The 13,967-nt window shown below is 66.5% G+C and carries 11 protein-coding genes; 4 read left to right on the forward strand and 7 right to left on the reverse strand.

The features are described 5' to 3' along the window. Positions 1–2 precede the first annotated feature (2 nt). Both SR3_RS00265 and SR3_RS00270 read left to right on the forward strand, forming a co-directional pair. Positions 3–311: a DUF3649 domain-containing protein gene (locus SR3_RS00265; protein ID WP_068079458.1), complete on the forward strand. Its 309-nt coding sequence runs from the start codon at positions 3–5 to the stop codon at positions 309–311. After that, positions 308–2,359, forward strand: a complete 2,052-nt coding sequence (locus SR3_RS00270; RefSeq protein ID WP_068079460.1) for a TonB-dependent receptor plug domain-containing protein — start codon at positions 308–310, stop codon at positions 2,357–2,359. Before SR3_RS00265 ends, SR3_RS00270 begins: the two co-directional genes overlap by 4 nt. Before the next feature lie 46 nt (positions 2,360–2,405). Here SR3_RS00270 and SR3_RS00275 read toward each other — a convergent pair whose 3' ends face one another. From SR3_RS00275 to SR3_RS32315, 4 genes are read right to left on the reverse strand one after another with little or no spacing between them, the layout of a single operon-like run. Beyond that, on the reverse strand, positions 2,406–3,821 hold the full coding sequence (locus SR3_RS00275; RefSeq protein WP_068079462.1) for an efflux transporter outer membrane subunit: 1,416 nt from the start codon (positions 3,819–3,821) through the stop codon (positions 2,406–2,408). Further along, positions 3,814–6,897, reverse strand: coding sequence for an efflux RND transporter permease subunit (locus tag SR3_RS00280; protein ID WP_068079463.1), 3,084 nt, complete (start codon positions 6,895–6,897; stop codon positions 3,814–3,816). The genes SR3_RS00275 and SR3_RS00280 overlap by 8 nt, the downstream gene beginning before the upstream one ends. A gap of 1 nt (position 6,898) precedes the next feature. Then, positions 6,899–7,723: an efflux RND transporter periplasmic adaptor subunit gene (locus SR3_RS00285; protein ID WP_245653657.1), complete on the reverse strand. Its 825-nt coding sequence runs from the start codon at positions 7,721–7,723 to the stop codon at positions 6,899–6,901. Then, positions 7,671–8,024: a hypothetical protein gene (locus SR3_RS32315; protein ID WP_245653659.1), complete on the reverse strand. Its 354-nt coding sequence runs from the start codon at positions 8,022–8,024 to the stop codon at positions 7,671–7,673. Before SR3_RS32315 ends, SR3_RS00285 begins: the two co-directional genes overlap by 53 nt. Before the next feature lie 283 nt (positions 8,025–8,307). Between SR3_RS32315 and soxR the strand changes: the two genes are divergently transcribed. Further along, positions 8,308–8,784, forward strand: a complete 477-nt coding sequence (soxR, locus tag SR3_RS00290) for a redox-sensitive transcriptional activator SoxR (RefSeq protein WP_068079466.1) — start codon at positions 8,308–8,310, stop codon at positions 8,782–8,784. Between the two features lie 98 nt (positions 8,785–8,882). Continuing rightward, positions 8,883–10,400 carry a GGDEF domain-containing protein gene (locus tag SR3_RS00295; RefSeq protein ID WP_068079468.1) on the forward strand — a complete coding sequence of 506 codons (1,518 nt, stop codon included), beginning with the start codon at positions 8,883–8,885 and terminating at the stop codon, positions 10,398–10,400. Positions 10,401–10,402: 2 nt separating this feature from the next. On the opposite strand, the gene SR3_RS00300 is transcribed toward SR3_RS00295, so the two are convergent. The 3 genes from SR3_RS00300 to SR3_RS00310 all read right to left on the reverse strand — a co-directional run bounded on the left by SR3_RS00300 (position 10,403) and on the right by SR3_RS00310 (position 13,891). Then, complete coding sequence (locus tag SR3_RS00300; RefSeq protein WP_218018732.1) at positions 10,403–11,305, reverse strand: ADP-ribosylglycohydrolase family protein; 903 nt, start codon at positions 11,303–11,305, stop codon at positions 10,403–10,405. A 15-nt stretch (positions 11,306–11,320) separates the two neighbouring features. Beyond that, complete coding sequence (locus tag SR3_RS00305) at positions 11,321–12,742, reverse strand: nicotinate phosphoribosyltransferase (protein WP_068079470.1); 1,422 nt, start codon at positions 12,740–12,742, stop codon at positions 11,321–11,323. An 81-nt stretch (positions 12,743–12,823) separates the two neighbouring features. Then, positions 12,824–13,891, reverse strand: a complete 1,068-nt coding sequence (locus SR3_RS00310) for a bifunctional nicotinamide-nucleotide adenylyltransferase/Nudix hydroxylase (protein ID WP_068079471.1) — start codon at positions 13,889–13,891, stop codon at positions 12,824–12,826. Positions 13,892–13,967 lie beyond the last annotated feature (76 nt).

The following is a 13,967-nucleotide window of genomic DNA, read 5'->3' on the forward strand; positions in this document are numbered from 1 at the left end:
CCATGCCCAAATCGATCTTTTCCGCCACCGCGCGCCAGCGCTGGTCGGTGGCCTCGCGCAGCATCGCGGGCACGCTGGGCGCCTATGGCGTGGCCTCGCTGGCGACGGTGGCGCTTTCGCTCGTGCTGGCCCGCTGCGGCATGGCGCGCAGCGAGGCGGTCACCGCCGCCACCCTGGCCAGCTTCATCATCTTCGCCGCCATCGCCATGACGGTCTTCCACGCCCGCACGCCCGCCAGAGCATGGCGCGGGCTGACCATCGCCGCCCTGCCCCTGGCGCTGGCGATCTGGCTGCTGTTGCCCCCGCGATGAACGCCATCCCCATGCTGCTCGCCATGCTCGGCGGCGGCGCTGCCGAGGAGGATGCCACGCGCCAACCCGCCACCCATCAGGCAGCGCCGCCAGTGGCCGCCAATGGCCCCGATCCGGTCTACCCCGCCACCTTCTATCAGCCCTTCCAGCCCCAGACCGCGCTCGACATGCTGGCGCGCACCCCCGGCTTTCTGCTTACCGAGGGCTCATCCGTGCGCGGTTTCGGCGGCGCGGCGGGCAATGTGCTGATCGACGGCCAGCGCCCCACGATCAAAGGCGGCGGCCTGACCGAGGTGCTGCGCCGCATCGCCGCCAGCCGCGTGGCGCGCATCACCCTGCTGCGCGGCAGCGAGGCGGCTCAGGCGCAAGGGCAGACGCTGGTGGCCAATGTCATCCTGCGCGTCGACGGCAAGGGATCGGGCAATGTTTCGGCCACGCTTACCCATACGGCGGAGGGGCGGGTTTCACCCTCGGGAAGGATCAGTCTGGCCCGCGCCATCGCGGGATGGCAGAGCAGCGTGGAACTCTCCACCAGCCTGACGCGCTATCCCGCCACCAATCTTTATCACAACCGCGACGCCAGCGGCACGCCAACCTCGCACCGGCTGGAACGGCTTTCCGCCAGCGCGCCGGAGGTCAATCTGGCGCTCTCCACCGCAGGCGCGGTGGCGGGCGGCACGCTGACGGTGAACCTGCGCCTGAATGACAACCGCTATCGCTCGCTGCGCGCCACCGCGGTCACCGCCGCGCCATGGGATGGCTCGAACGACGCCACGCGCAGCAACATCTATGGCGAAACCGCCCGCAGCGGCGAACTGGGCGCCGACTGGACGCGCCAGCTGGACAAGGGCTGGACCGCCAAGCTGGTCGGCCTTGGCCGCATCGAGCATAACACCACCGCCGAGGACTATCGCGAGGGCCTTTATCGCGGCCTGTCCCTGCTGGATCAGAAGCCGGTAGAGCTGGTGGGCCGCGCCACCATCACCCGCGAGGGCGAGCATGCGCTTCGCCCCGAACTGGGCTTCGAAGTGGCCGAAAACCGGCTGACCAGCCGTCTGGACTATGCCGAGGATCAGGGATCGGGGCTGGTGCCCGTGGCGCTGAGCAATGCCGACACGCGCGTGTCGGAACTGCGCGGCGAGGGTTTTGCCAATCTGACGCTGGCCTTGACCCAAAAGCTCGGTCTGGAGGCGGGCGCCGCGCTGGAACTCTCGCGCATTCGCGTCTCCGGCCAGATGCCCAGCGAGCAGAGCCTGTCCTACCTCAAGCCCTCCGCCGCGCTGGTATGGTCGCCCTCGGGCGAGACCCAGCTGCGGGTGGGGATGCGGCGCAAGGTCGATCAGCTGGATTTCGGGGATTTCGCCGCCTCGGTCAATCAGGCGGACGGACGGTCGCTGGGCGGCAATTCGCGGCTGCGCCCCGCGCGCATCACCCGCGTGCTGGCCCGCATCGACCATCGCTGGGGCAAGGGCGGCGCTCTGGCGCTGGAGGCCTGGCATCAGTGGCATCGGGGCCTGCTGGGCTATCTGGTGCTGCCAAGCGGCGATCAGGCATTGGGCATCATCGGCGACGGGCGGCAATGGGGCGTCACCGCGCAAGGCACGCTGCCGCTGGGCACGCTGCTGAAAGGCGCGAGGCTGACAGTGGACGGGACATGGCGCGGCTCCCGCCTGCGCGATCCCCTGACCGGCATGCCGCGCCCGATGGACGATATCGCACCGCTCAGCCTCACCGCCGAAATGCGCCACGATGTACCCCGGCTCAAATCCTCCTGGGGCCTGACCTTCACCGCCCCCGAACATGGCGCCACCTGGTACACCAACGAGGTGCTGCGCTGGCATGATGGCGCGGTCTGGGGCGCCTATCTGGAAACCACGGCGCTGCATGGCATCAAGACCACGCTGACCGGCAAGGCCATTCTGGGTTACGAGCGCGACCGCCTGCGCCATTTTTTCCAACCGACCCGCGCCGGGGTGGACAACGGTTCCGAAACGCGCGGGCAAAGGCAGGGCGGCACGCTGGCCCTCACCATGGCCAAGAGCTTTTGAGAGCGCGTAGGGGAGGTTGCCGCAACGCCCCTCCCCCGGTTTGGCTTCAGGATGGCCTCTGCCAGCCGCCGCCCAGCGCCTTGAACAGGTCCACCCGGTCGGAGGACAGCTGAGTCAGGGCGGCGGCATGGGCGGCGCGGGCATCCAGCATCGCCCCCTGCGCCACCAGCAGATCGAGCAGCGAGATTGATCCGGCGCGGTAACGCCGGTCTCCCAGCTGCCATGCCCTTTCGGCGCGCGCCTGCGCCTCGGCCAGTTCATCGAGGCGCGTTTGCCCGGTTTGCACGCGGGTCAGCGCCTGCTCCACCTCTTTCAGCGCCGTCAGCACATGGCCATCGAAGCTGGCCAGCGCGGCATCACCCTGCGCCCGGGCCTGCTTCACCCTTGCGCGCGCCGTGGCGATGTTGGGGAAGGACCAGGACACCGCCGGGCCTAGCGAATAGGAGAAGGAATTGCTGCCCTGCACCGATTGACTGCGCAGAAAGCTGCCAAAGCCGCCCAGACTGATCTTCGGATAAAGATCCGCCGTGGCCACGCCGATCCGCGCCGTATCCGCCGCCAGACGGCGCTCGGCCTCGCGGAGGTCGGGACGGCGCCGCAGGAGAGCGGCGCCGTCACCGACCGGCAGCACAGAGGCGGGGGTGGGGGGGAGTGCGCACCCCTGCGCTGCCTTTGGAATAGCATCGGGCGTCTGGCCCAGAAGCGCGGCCAGTTCGAACAGGGCCACCTGCCGCTCCGCCTCGAAAGTTGGCAGAGCGGCGCGGGCGGTCGCCGCAGCGGCGGCGGCGCGCTCCACATCGAAAGTGGCGAGCGAGCCGGCCTTTTCCCGCGCTGTGACCAGATCGAGATTTTGCTGCGCCACCTGCGCGGACTCCTGCGCCACCGCCAAAGCATGGCCGTGCGCGCAGGCGGCCAGATAGGAGCGCGTCACCTCGGCGGCCACCAGCACGCGCACGCCGTCGCGCGCGGCTTCTTCGGCCTGCGCATCGGCGCGGGCGGCCTCGATGCCGCGATGGATGCGGCCAAAAAGGTCGACCTCCCATGAGAGCGAGGCCGAGGCATTGCCAAAGCCCTGCCCCTCGCCGATCTGCGCCGAACCGCCCTGCCCGCCGCCGAAGCTGACGGTGTTGCCATAGCCGCCCCCTGCCGAAAGATCGGTGGAAGGCAGGCGCCCGGCCCGCGCCTCGGACAGCACCGCGCGTGTCTTGGCCAGATTGGCCGCCGCCACCCGCAGATCGGTGTTGGCGGCAAAGGCCCGGGCAATCAGCCCATCCAGCACCGGATCGCGGTATAGCCGCCACCAGTCATCCTGCAGAGGCGCGGCGGGGTCGATGCCCTGTCCGGTGGTCACGAACTGGCCGCCCTTGGGCAGGGCCGCGACCGGCTTGTGATAATCCGGCCCAACGGCGCAGGCGGTGGCCAGCAGCGTGGCGAGAAGCGCCGGGAGAACGCTCTTACGCATGGGCCATCTCCCCGTCCTGCGCGTCCATGGTGGGTTGGGCGGCGTCCTTGCGGCGATGGTCGCCCGCCAGCAGCGTGTAGATCGTGGGCAGCACGAAAAGCGTGAACAGCGTGCCCACCAGCATGCCCATCACCACCACGATGCCGATGGCGAAGCGACTGGCCGCCCCCGCCCCTCCGGCAAACAGCAGCGGCACAAGGCCCGCCACCATCGCCGCCGTGGTCATCAGGATCGGGCGCATGCGCACGGCTGCGGCATGGCGGATCGCCGCGGCGCGGGTCAGCCCATGGCTCTGCTGCATCTCATTGGCGAAGGAGACCATCAGAATGCCATGTTTGGAGATCAGCCCGATCAGCGTCACAAGCCCGATCTGCGTGTAGATGTTGAGCGTGGTGAACCCCAGATAGAGCGGCACCAGCGCGCCCGAGATCGCCAGCGGCACCGTCACCAGAATGACCAGCGGATCGCGGAAACTCTCGAACTGGGCGGCCAGCACCAGAAAGATCACCACCAGCGCGAAGGCGAAAGAGACGGTGAGCTGGTTGCCCTCATGCACATATTGGCGGCTGTTCGACAGCCAGTCGACACTCATGCCGGGCGGCAGGGGCTGGGCTTTGAGAAAGTCCACTGCCTGACCCATCGTCACGCCGGGCGCCAGCACCGCCGAAATGGTGGCCGAGTTCATCTGGTTGAACTGGGGCAGCTTGTTGGGCTGCGGGTTGATCTCGATCTTCGCCACGGTGGAGAGAGGCACCAGACTGCCGCCGCGCGTCTTCACATAGAAGGCGCCGAGGTTGTCGGGGGTGAGGCGCTTGCCCTGCGGCACCTGCGTGATGACATCGTAGGACCGGTCATGCCAGTTGAAGCGGTTGACGTAATTCTCGCCCACCATCAGCGCCAGCGTGTCGGCGATCTCCTCCATGGAGACGCCCAGCTCGCCGGCCTTGGCGCGGTCGATCGAGACATGGGCTTCCTGACTGTCGAAGGCCAGATCGGTGTCGACAAAGGCGAAAAGCTTGCTGCCCCAGGCCACGCCCTTGATCGCTTCGAGCGTGCGATAGATCTCGGGAAAATCATCGGCGGAGCGGATCACCATCTGCACCGGCAGGCCGCCGCTGCCCGCCGGCAGAGGACTATCCTGAAAGGCCGTGGCATAGACGCCGGTGACAGCGGCGCTCTTGCCGGTGATCTCGGCCTGGATCTGGTCGGCGCTGCGGTGGCGTTTCGACCAGTCATCCATGATGATGCCGCCGAAGCCGATGTTGGCGCCCAATGTGCCGCCCATATCGAACCAGCTGCTCTCATACTCCTTCACGGTGCGGAACAGCGCATCGACCTGCGTGCTGTAACGCGAAGTATAGTCCACATTGGCATATTGCGGCGCCTTGGTCTGGACGAAGACATAGCCCATGTCCTCCTGCGGCGCGAGTTCACGCGCCGCGCCGGTGAAGAAGACCACGCTGGCCCCCATGATCGCCACGCCCGCCAGCAGCACCGCGCCGCGCGCCGACAGGGTGCGGCCCAGCACGCGGTCATAGCGGGCGGTCAGGCCATGCATGGCCTTTTCCAGCAGCTGTTCCAGCCGCCCCTCGCCCATCTTGGCATGCAGCAACCGGCTGCTCATCATCGGCGAGAGGGTGAGCGCAATCACGCCCGACACCACCACCGATCCGGCCAGCGTAAAGGCGAATTCGCGGAACAGCGCGCCGGTCAGCCCGCCCATCAGCCCGATGGGGGCATAGACGGCGGCCAGCGTGATGGTCATGGCGATCACCGGGCCGACGATCTCGCGCGCGCCTTTCAGCGCCGCCTCGATAGGCCGCAAGCCTTCCTCGATATGGCGATGGATGTTCTCCACCACCACGATGGCGTCATCCACCACCAGACCGATCGCCAGCACCATCGCCAGCAGGGTCAGCAGGTTGAGCGAGAAGCCGAAAGCCAGCATCAGCGCCGCCGTGCCCAGCAGCGAGAGCGGGATGGTCACCACCGGAATGATCACCGCGCGGAAAGTGCCCAGAAACAGGAAGATCACCACGATGACGATGGCCACCGCCTCGATCAGCGTATGCCCGACCTCATCGATGGAGGCTTCCACGAAATGGGCGGTGTCGAACTGGCTGACGACCTTGAGGCCCGGAGGCGCCACGCGCTGCATTTGCGGGATCAGCGCCTTCACGCCCGCCACAATGTCCAGCGGATTGCCATCCGGCGTGGGCGCGATGGCCACGCTAACCGCCTTGCGCCCCGAGGACAGCGCCTGCGCATCGTAATTCTGCGCCCCCAGCTCCACCGTGGCGACATCGCCCAGCCGCACGATACCGCCATCGCCGCCGCTTTTCACCACCATCTGACGGAAGGAATCGACATCGCGCAGATCGGTGCCCGCCGTGATGTTGATCGCGGTGTTGCCGCCTTTCAGCTGGCCCGGCGCGGCCTGCACATTGTTGGCGCGCAGGGCATTGCCGATGTCGCTGGCGCTCATGCCGCGCCCGGCCAGCTTCACCGGATCGACCCAGATGCGCATCGCCAGAGGGGCGCCCCCGCTGATCTCGGCCGAGGCCACGCCCGGCACAGAGGTGATCAGCGGCCGCGCCACGCGGTTCACGAAATCGGCCACTTGCGAAGAGGAGAGCCTGTCGCTGGTGAAGGCCAGATATTGCACAGCCGAGGCGCCATCGGTGATCTTGGCGATGGCCGGATCGGTGACGCCGCTGGGCAGGCGGTATTTCACCTGCTGCACCTTGGCGAGGATATCGGCCATCGCCCGGTCGGCATTGGCGTTCAGCACCAGCTTGGCGGCGATATGGCTCTTGCCCTGCGTGGAGGTGGAGGTGAGGTACTCGATCCCCGCCGCCGTGGCGATGGATTGCGAAATCGGCGTGGTGACAAAGCCCTGCATCACATCCTGCGTGGCGCCGGGCAGCGATGTGTCGATGGTGATCGTGGCGCTTTCCATGCGCGGATATTGCCGGATCTGCAGCGCAAACACCGCGCTGAGCCCCACCAGCAGGATCAACAGGCTGACCACGATGGAAAGGATCGGGCGGCGGATAAACAGGTCGGTGAAGGCCATCTCAGCGCCCTCCCTGCGGCACGGTTTTGACGACCTTGACCTGCGCCCCGGGCTGCACCCGCAGCAGCCCATCGGCCACGATCACATCGCCCGCACGCAAACCGCCGGTGACGATCACCGCCTCTCCGACATGCGCGCCGGTCTGCACCGGCACGATTTCCGCGCTACCGTCGGCCTTGGGATGGGGGCCACGAATGGCGATCACACTGTCGCCCTGCGCCGAGGTCTGGATCGCCGTGGCGGGCACCAGCAGCGCCCCTTCACGCGGCGGCAAGGCCAGAGCGGCGGTAACATACATGCCGGGGCGCAGAACAAGGCCGGGATTGGGCAGCTGCGCCTGCACCGTCACATTGCGCGTATCCTTGCCAATGGCGGGCTCAACGGCATTGACGCGGGCTGTAAAGCTGCGGCCCGGAAAGGCGTCGCTGGTCACCGTCACCTGCATGCCGGGTTTCAACCGCGCCAGCTCCTGCTGAGGCACGGCGAAATCGACATAAAGCTGATCCAGCGCGGTGAGCGTCGCCACCGCATCGCCGGGGTTGAGATATTGGCCCAGATTGACACGGCGGATGCCGATCTGCCCGGCAAAGGGCGCGCGGACCTGCTTCTGGACCAGCCGCGCCTCGATCTGGCCCAGAGCGGCCTGGGCAGCATCCCGGTCAGCACGGCGCTGTTCGAGCAACTCACGCGATTCCGCGCCGCTCAACGCCAGCCCCTGCGAGCGCGCGAATTGTGCTTGAGCGAAAGCGGCCTTGGCGGCGGCGGCCTGCCGGTCAGCCTGTTCGGGCCCGGCATAGAGCTGGAGCAGCAGATGGCCCGCGCCCACCCCGGTCCCCGGCAGCAAAATGGATCGCGGAAATGCGACCCGCCACTTCGGGCGACAGCACCACCTCGTGCACGGCGCTCAAGGCGCCAACGGCCTCGATGGCGGCGGGGATTTCACGTGGCAGCACTTCCACGGCGGCGACCTGCACGGCCTGAGGGGCCCAGCCCTGCTCTCCCTTGCCGCGCAGCGTGCGCCAGCCCAGCAATCCGCCCAGCACCGCGACCAGCGCCACACCTGTGACCGCCATGGCGCGAACCGAGCCCTGGCTGCGCGTGCCTTGCGTCTCCACCATGGCCGTCACTGCGCTGTTCCGACGTTGCCGGCAGGTGAGGCCTCGGATTGCGAGGCCGGCAGGGGAAGCCAGATGTAGGGGTTCAACGGTTGATAGAACAGGATCATGTCGGCTCCTCTGGATGCCCCCGCGCCGGGCGGAGAGGCCCGCCGGAAGCGAGCCGACACGCTGCTTACAACCTTAACCTAAGTTTAGGTCAAGATCGGAATTTCCGATTGCTTCACCGAGATTTTCCGATTGAAGAACCGGTATGGGCAACCTATCAAACCTGCATATTGCATCAGGATGCGTCATGACGGACAACCACCCTTCCCTGACTGTCGGCGATGTTGCGCGGCGCAGCGGCGTGCCGGTCTCCACCATCCATTTCTATGAAAAGAAGGGGCTGATCGAAGGCTGGCGCACGCAGGGCAACCAGCGCCGCTATGAACGCCGCGTGCTGCGCCGCGTGGCGATCATCCGCGTCGCCCAACGCGCGGGCCTGCCGCTGGCGCTGATCAAGGAGCATATGGACCGCTATGCCTCCACGCCGATCACCTCGGCGCAGTGGGACGTGCTCAACCGCGAATGGCGCGCCATGCTGGATGAGCGCATCACCAGCCTGATCCAGCTGCGCAACCAGCTGGACAGCTGCATCGGCTGCGGCTGCCTTTCGCTGGCGGATTGCCCTTTGCGCAATCCCGGCGATACGCTGTCGAGGGAAGGGCCGGGCGCGCGTCTGCTGGCATCACAGCAAGGCCAGGGCGCTTGGAGCAGCATCAAAGGTTAATCCTGACGACAGGCCGTGCCACGCCCGGCAACCCTTGCTTTTGCCAAAACTTTTCAGCAATCGCTGGGCTTTCATCCTTTCCTAACCACAGCCAAGGCATGGAAAGCACGCATGTTGGGGGCAGGCAGGTGGTGCAGGCGATCGTGTCCGAATCTGGAAGGCTGGACGCTGCCGCCCGGCGCGGAGGCAGTCTGGCGCTCTGGCTGCCCATCGCGGGTCTTGTCCTCTTCCACAGTATAGTTCCTTACATTGTGGGCAGCATGGCGCCGATCGTCTCGCTGGCCTGCGTGGTGGTGCTGGCGCTGAGCGGCGCCAAAGCCTGCCTGGCGCGTGCGCGCATCAGTGGCGCCTCGGGCTGGCTTATGCTGGCGATGGCAAAGGTAATCTGGGCCGGCGGCATGATGGCCAATGCGGCGGTTCACCTTTCGCTGGGCCATTATCAGGGCGATGCCAGCCTCTGCCTGCTGTTCTTCGTGCTCTATGGCGTGCCGCTGGTCTTCGCCACCTCCAGCCCCGAAACGGAGCGCCTTTCCGTGCGGGTGCTGGACGGGCTGATCGCCACCGCGCTGGGGGTGCTGTTCTTCGTCCACACCTTTGGCCTTGCCACGATGGCCGGGGCCAGCGCGGCGGACGCCGAATTGCTCACCCGCATGTTCGATATCGAGAACGGGCTGATCGCGCTGTTCGCGCTGTTTCGCTTCACCACCAGCCATACGCGGGCCAATCGGGATTTCTTCGGTAGCCTGGCGGCCTATGGCTTCGTCTACCTGCTCACCACCGCCTATATGGACCATTGGCAGAAGGACACCGATTACGGCACCTCTTTTGACCTGATCATCGATCTGCCGATGCTGTTTCTGATCGCCCTGACACAGCGCTCGACACGCAAGCCTTCGCGCAAGACCGTGGATGCCAGCCAGCGCGAGCGGCTGGCTCAGGCCATCAGCCCGCTGCTGCTGCCCGCGATGCTGCTGGTGGTGGCGGCGACCATGCTGGGCTCGCATCCGCGCTGGGCGGTGGCCGGTTTCGCCACGGCCACCATCGTCTATGGCCTGCGCAATGCCCTGACTCATCTGCGCAATCTGGAGGAGCGCGACAGGCTCGCCCAGCTCTCCCAGATCGACGATCTGACCGGCCTGCCCAACCGCCGCAGCTTCGATGCCGCCTTGCACAGCGAATGGGCGCGGGCCGCGCGCAGCGGCACCAGCCTTTGCGTACTGATGATCGACATCGACCATTTCAAGCTGCTCAACGACCATCTGGGCCATCAGGAAGGCGACCGGAGGCTGCGCGATGTGGCGGAAGCCCTGGCGGGCTGCGCCTCGCGCGCGGCGGATATGGTGGCGCGCTATGGCGGCGAGGAATTCGTGGTGATCCTGCCCGGGGCCAGCGCCGAAGAGGCGCGCACTCTGGCCGAAACCATGCGGATCGCCGTGCTGGCGCTGGCTTTGGCGACACCGGCGCCGGGCGGGCGGGTGAGCATCAGCATCGGCGTCAGCGCCACCACCATGCCCGCTATCGACACGCCCGATGCCCTGCTGGCCTGCGCCGATGCCGCGCTCTATGCCGCCAAGCGCGATGGCCGCAATACGGTGCATATGGCGATGGCGGCGTAAGTTCAGGGCACGAGCAAAGCCCGCGCCATCTGCGCGATACGATCCCGCCAAGCCAGTGTGGCCAGCCATTCCGCAGGGATGCCTTGCTGCCCGTAAAGCGCGCCGGCCAATTGGCCGGTGATGGCTGCGGTGGTGTCGGCATCGTCACCCAGATTGGCGGCCAGCAGCACGGCATCGCGATAGGTTGCGGTTTGATCGACGCACCACAGAGCCGCCTCAAGGCTATGGGCAACATAACCTGACGACTGGATCGCTGCCCGATCCTTGCCGCGCCATCCTCCGGCGAGGATGGCGGCAATCGGGTCGCTGCCGATACCTTCGGCCGCCTTAAGCGCTGTTGCGAAATCAGCGCCCAGAATGGCGGCGTGCAGGATCAACGCATAGCCCTCGCAGGCATCCAGACAGGCGGTGGCGCCGTGGGTGGTTGCGCTTTGCAGGCGGGCGACGTCGCGCATCGCTTGTTCGCCATGCTTCACGCCCCAGATGGCGACGGGCGCAAGGCGCATCAGCGAGCCATTGCCTGCGCTGAAAGGATCGGTCGAACCGGCGAGGGGGTTCCCGTCCACCTCGAAACCGGCGAGGGCGCTGCGGGTGGCCATGCCGATATCGAAGCACTCGCCCGTGGCGCTGTAGACGCCCCAGCGCCACCAGTTGACAAAGCGCCGCATCAGATCGCCCGGATCGAGCGAGCCGCGCTGCGCCAGACTGTCGGCCAGCGCCAGCGCCATGGACGTGTCATCCGTCCAGACCCCTGCCTCAAGCTGGAACGGCCCGCCGCCGACAATATCGGTGAGCGGCGGCAGGCTGTCCCGAACAGAAAACTCCAGCGTGGTGCCCAGCGCATCGCCGGTGGCGAGGCCCAGCAGGGCGCCAAGGGCACGGTCTTGGGTGTGCAGATCCATCATGGGATCATCCTTTCTTCAGGCCGCGGCTGTTTCAGGGGCGACGGGCAGAGCCGCTTCACCCGCTGCTCTGGCGCGCAGATCGGCAAAGCTGTGGCGGACCAGCATCTGCCCATCGCGCCACACCGGCACCAGCAGATCCTCCCTGGCGTCCAACGTATCCAGCCGCGCCGCGACCAACTTGCCATCGCGCATCACCACCGCCTGACGACCCGCCTTGCTGGCCTTGGTGAGATCGGTGGCGGGCTGCTTGTTCACATCCCTCCACACGCCGTCGGCATCGCGCATGGCATTGGCCTTCATCGCAAAGCGCAGCGTGTCTCGATTGACCTGTTGCAGCAGGCCACCGCCCATGCCGAAAGCGATATTGTCGATGGCAAAACCCTCCTCCACCAGCCGGTCGATCAGGCGGGCGATGCTTTTGATGGTCATGCCATCGCCCTGAATGACGCGCACATGTGGATCAAGAACCCGAAAGCCCTTGCCGTTGACCGCGCCGCCAAAGGCTTCCCACAGCGTTCTGATCGCACGGATCGGCGTTTCGACCGGATCGCCGCTGTCGGGGCGGACCACCAGCGTGCCCTTGCGCGTCAGCAACTTTTCATGCAGCGCGCCACACCAGATGCCTCCGATGGCCGCATCCAGATCGTAGCTGTCCGAGACGACCGCCACCAGCCTCCCGTCGCCCTCGAAGGCGTCGAGCATATTGGCATAGGCATCCTGTTCGCGGGCGCGGCCCCAGCTGGTGATCGTGCTGTGCTCGGCGGCCGGGATCGAGAAGCCCGCCATATCCGCGCCATAATAGCGGCGGGCAGCGAGCAGGGCCTCCATCGTATCGGTGCCCATGAAGTTCACCAGATGGGCCATGCCGCCCAGCGCGGCGCTCTCCGCGCTGCTGACGCCGCGTGCGCCGAAGTCGTGCAGTTTGAAGGGCAGCTGACCTTCAACATCATCACTGGTGCGTTCCAGCCCGGCGCGGATGATCTGGCGGCACTGCCAGCTCAGCGTGGCGACCGTGGTGGGATACCAGATGGCGCGCAGCAGGGCGGTTTCCACGAAGGTGGCGAGCCATGGCAGGCGTGGATCGGTGGTCTCCACCTGCACCAGAGGCACGCCGGTGGGCACCATCATGCCTTCGGGCAGAGCGCGGATCTCGATGGGCAGGAAGCCCTTGTGATCCTCGACGATGATCTGCCAGCCCGCGCGGTTGAAGGGCACGCCATGGGCGGTGCAGATGGCCTCGGCCTCGTCGATGTCGTCCGCCGTGATCGGGCGGGCCAGGAGGTCGATCAGGAAGGGCTGCAGGCCCATGAACAGCACCTCATCGGCGAAGTCATTGGGCCGCGCCTCGACATAGGCGCTGATCGCGCGGGCCTCTGGCGGGTATTGCAGGAAGTGGCTGTGCTTGTAGCTGTCGGTGGCCAGGATGAGATTGGTCATGATGTGAACTCCTCACAGTGACGCCGGACGCAGGACTCCCCTGCACGGCAGATCTCTTCATTTTGGGCAGTCAGCGGCGGGTTACAGGTCCGCCAGTTCCTCGATGATCGACCAGTGATCCTCGAAGAGCATCTCCGGGCTGAGGTCACCGAAGCGATACCAGCGGGCATGGGCGGCATCGTCGCCCCCCTTCACGCTGAACAGCTTCCGCCGTTCGGGCAGGCGGAAGAGAAAGGCGTGCGTGATGATCCGACCACGCAGCGAGCGGTTCGGCGCATCGAAGACGCGGCTGCGCGAGTCCTCGATAAAGCTGGCCAGCATGGCGGGGGGGATCTGCCCCTTGCCGTCGCCGATCGAGGTTTCCTCACGCAATTCGCGGATCGCGGCGTCGCGGATGCGCTCGGCCGGGTTCACGAAGCCGCCGGGCAGGGCCAGCAGGCCCTTGCCGGGCGCGCGGCCCCGCTCGACCAGCAGGATATGGCCCGATTGCACCACCACCGCGTCCGCCGTGACGAAAGGCCCCTTGCCCCATTGCGCGGGATAGGCGGCCAGAAACTCCGCCTCTTCCAGCAGGGCGCGGAAGGTCTCGCCCAGCATGAAATGGCGCAGGAACTCGGCCACGCCACCCGACAGGATCGAGCCCGCGATATCGGGAATGCGCTGGAAATAGCGCTGGCGCACATCGCTGGAGGAAAAGGTGCCGTACTGGCTGTCGATCTGCAGATTTTCCCATTCGGGGAAGAGCTTCAGATAGTAGGACGAGGCATCCTTGCCATAGCCCGCCAGCGCCACGCGGAAATCGCTGAGGCCATGGCTTTGGAAACCATGGTGGTTGCCGTGGTCCAGCACGATGGCGCGCACTGTGCGCTGCACCTGCGTCACCCAGGCGGTGTCGGAATAGAGGTGATCGTCGAGCGGGGCGATGATCAGGCGGCCCTCGGCCACCTCATGGCGGAAGGCGGCGCGCAGCATCGCCTCACGCTCGGCATAGGTGAAGGGGTTGCGCGGATCACGCGCCATATTGGCCGATCCCACCAGCACGATCAGGCGATTGACCCGTTCCAGCGCATGGGTGATGACATGCTCATGGCCGATATGCAGCGGCTGAAAGCGACCGATAAAGACGCCGAAATCGATGGTATCGTTCATATCCGAGGCTCCCTCGAAACGTGATGCGAGACGGACTCCCCGAATCGCTGCAAGACCCTTATATTTATTTGACATA

The sequence above is a fragment of the Novosphingobium rosa NBRC 15208 genome, assembly GCF_001598555.1.
GTDB classification, from domain to species: domain Bacteria; phylum Pseudomonadota; class Alphaproteobacteria; order Sphingomonadales; family Sphingomonadaceae; genus Novosphingobium; species Novosphingobium rosa.

Excerpts from the sequence above, each read along its gene's own strand:
- SR3_RS00310 (WP_068079471.1), bottom strand. The coding sequence starts at position 13,891 with ATGAACGATACCATCGATTTCGGCGTCTTTATCGGTCGCTTTCAGCCG.
- SR3_RS00275 (WP_068079462.1), bottom strand. The coding sequence starts at position 3,821 with ATGCGTAAGAGCGTTCTCCCGGCGCTTCTCGCCACGCTGCTGGCCACC.
- SR3_RS00300 (WP_218018732.1), bottom strand. The coding sequence starts at position 11,305 with ATGATGGATCTGCACACCCAAGACCGTGCCCTTGGCGCCCTGCTGGGC.
- SR3_RS00265 (WP_068079458.1), top strand. The coding sequence starts at position 3 with ATGCCCAAATCGATCTTTTCCGCCACCGCGCGCCAGCGCTGGTCGGTG.
- SR3_RS00270 (WP_068079460.1), top strand. The coding sequence starts at position 308 with ATGAACGCCATCCCCATGCTGCTCGCCATGCTCGGCGGCGGCGCTGCC.
- SR3_RS00305 (WP_068079470.1), bottom strand. The coding sequence starts at position 12,742 with ATGACCAATCTCATCCTGGCCACCGACAGCTACAAGCACAGCCACTTC.
- SR3_RS00280 (WP_068079463.1), bottom strand. The coding sequence starts at position 6,897 with ATGGCCTTCACCGACCTGTTTATCCGCCGCCCGATCCTTTCCATCGTG.
- soxR (WP_068079466.1), top strand. The coding sequence starts at position 8,308 with ATGACGGACAACCACCCTTCCCTGACTGTCGGCGATGTTGCGCGGCGC.
- SR3_RS00295 (WP_068079468.1), top strand. The coding sequence starts at position 8,883 with ATGGAAAGCACGCATGTTGGGGGCAGGCAGGTGGTGCAGGCGATCGTG.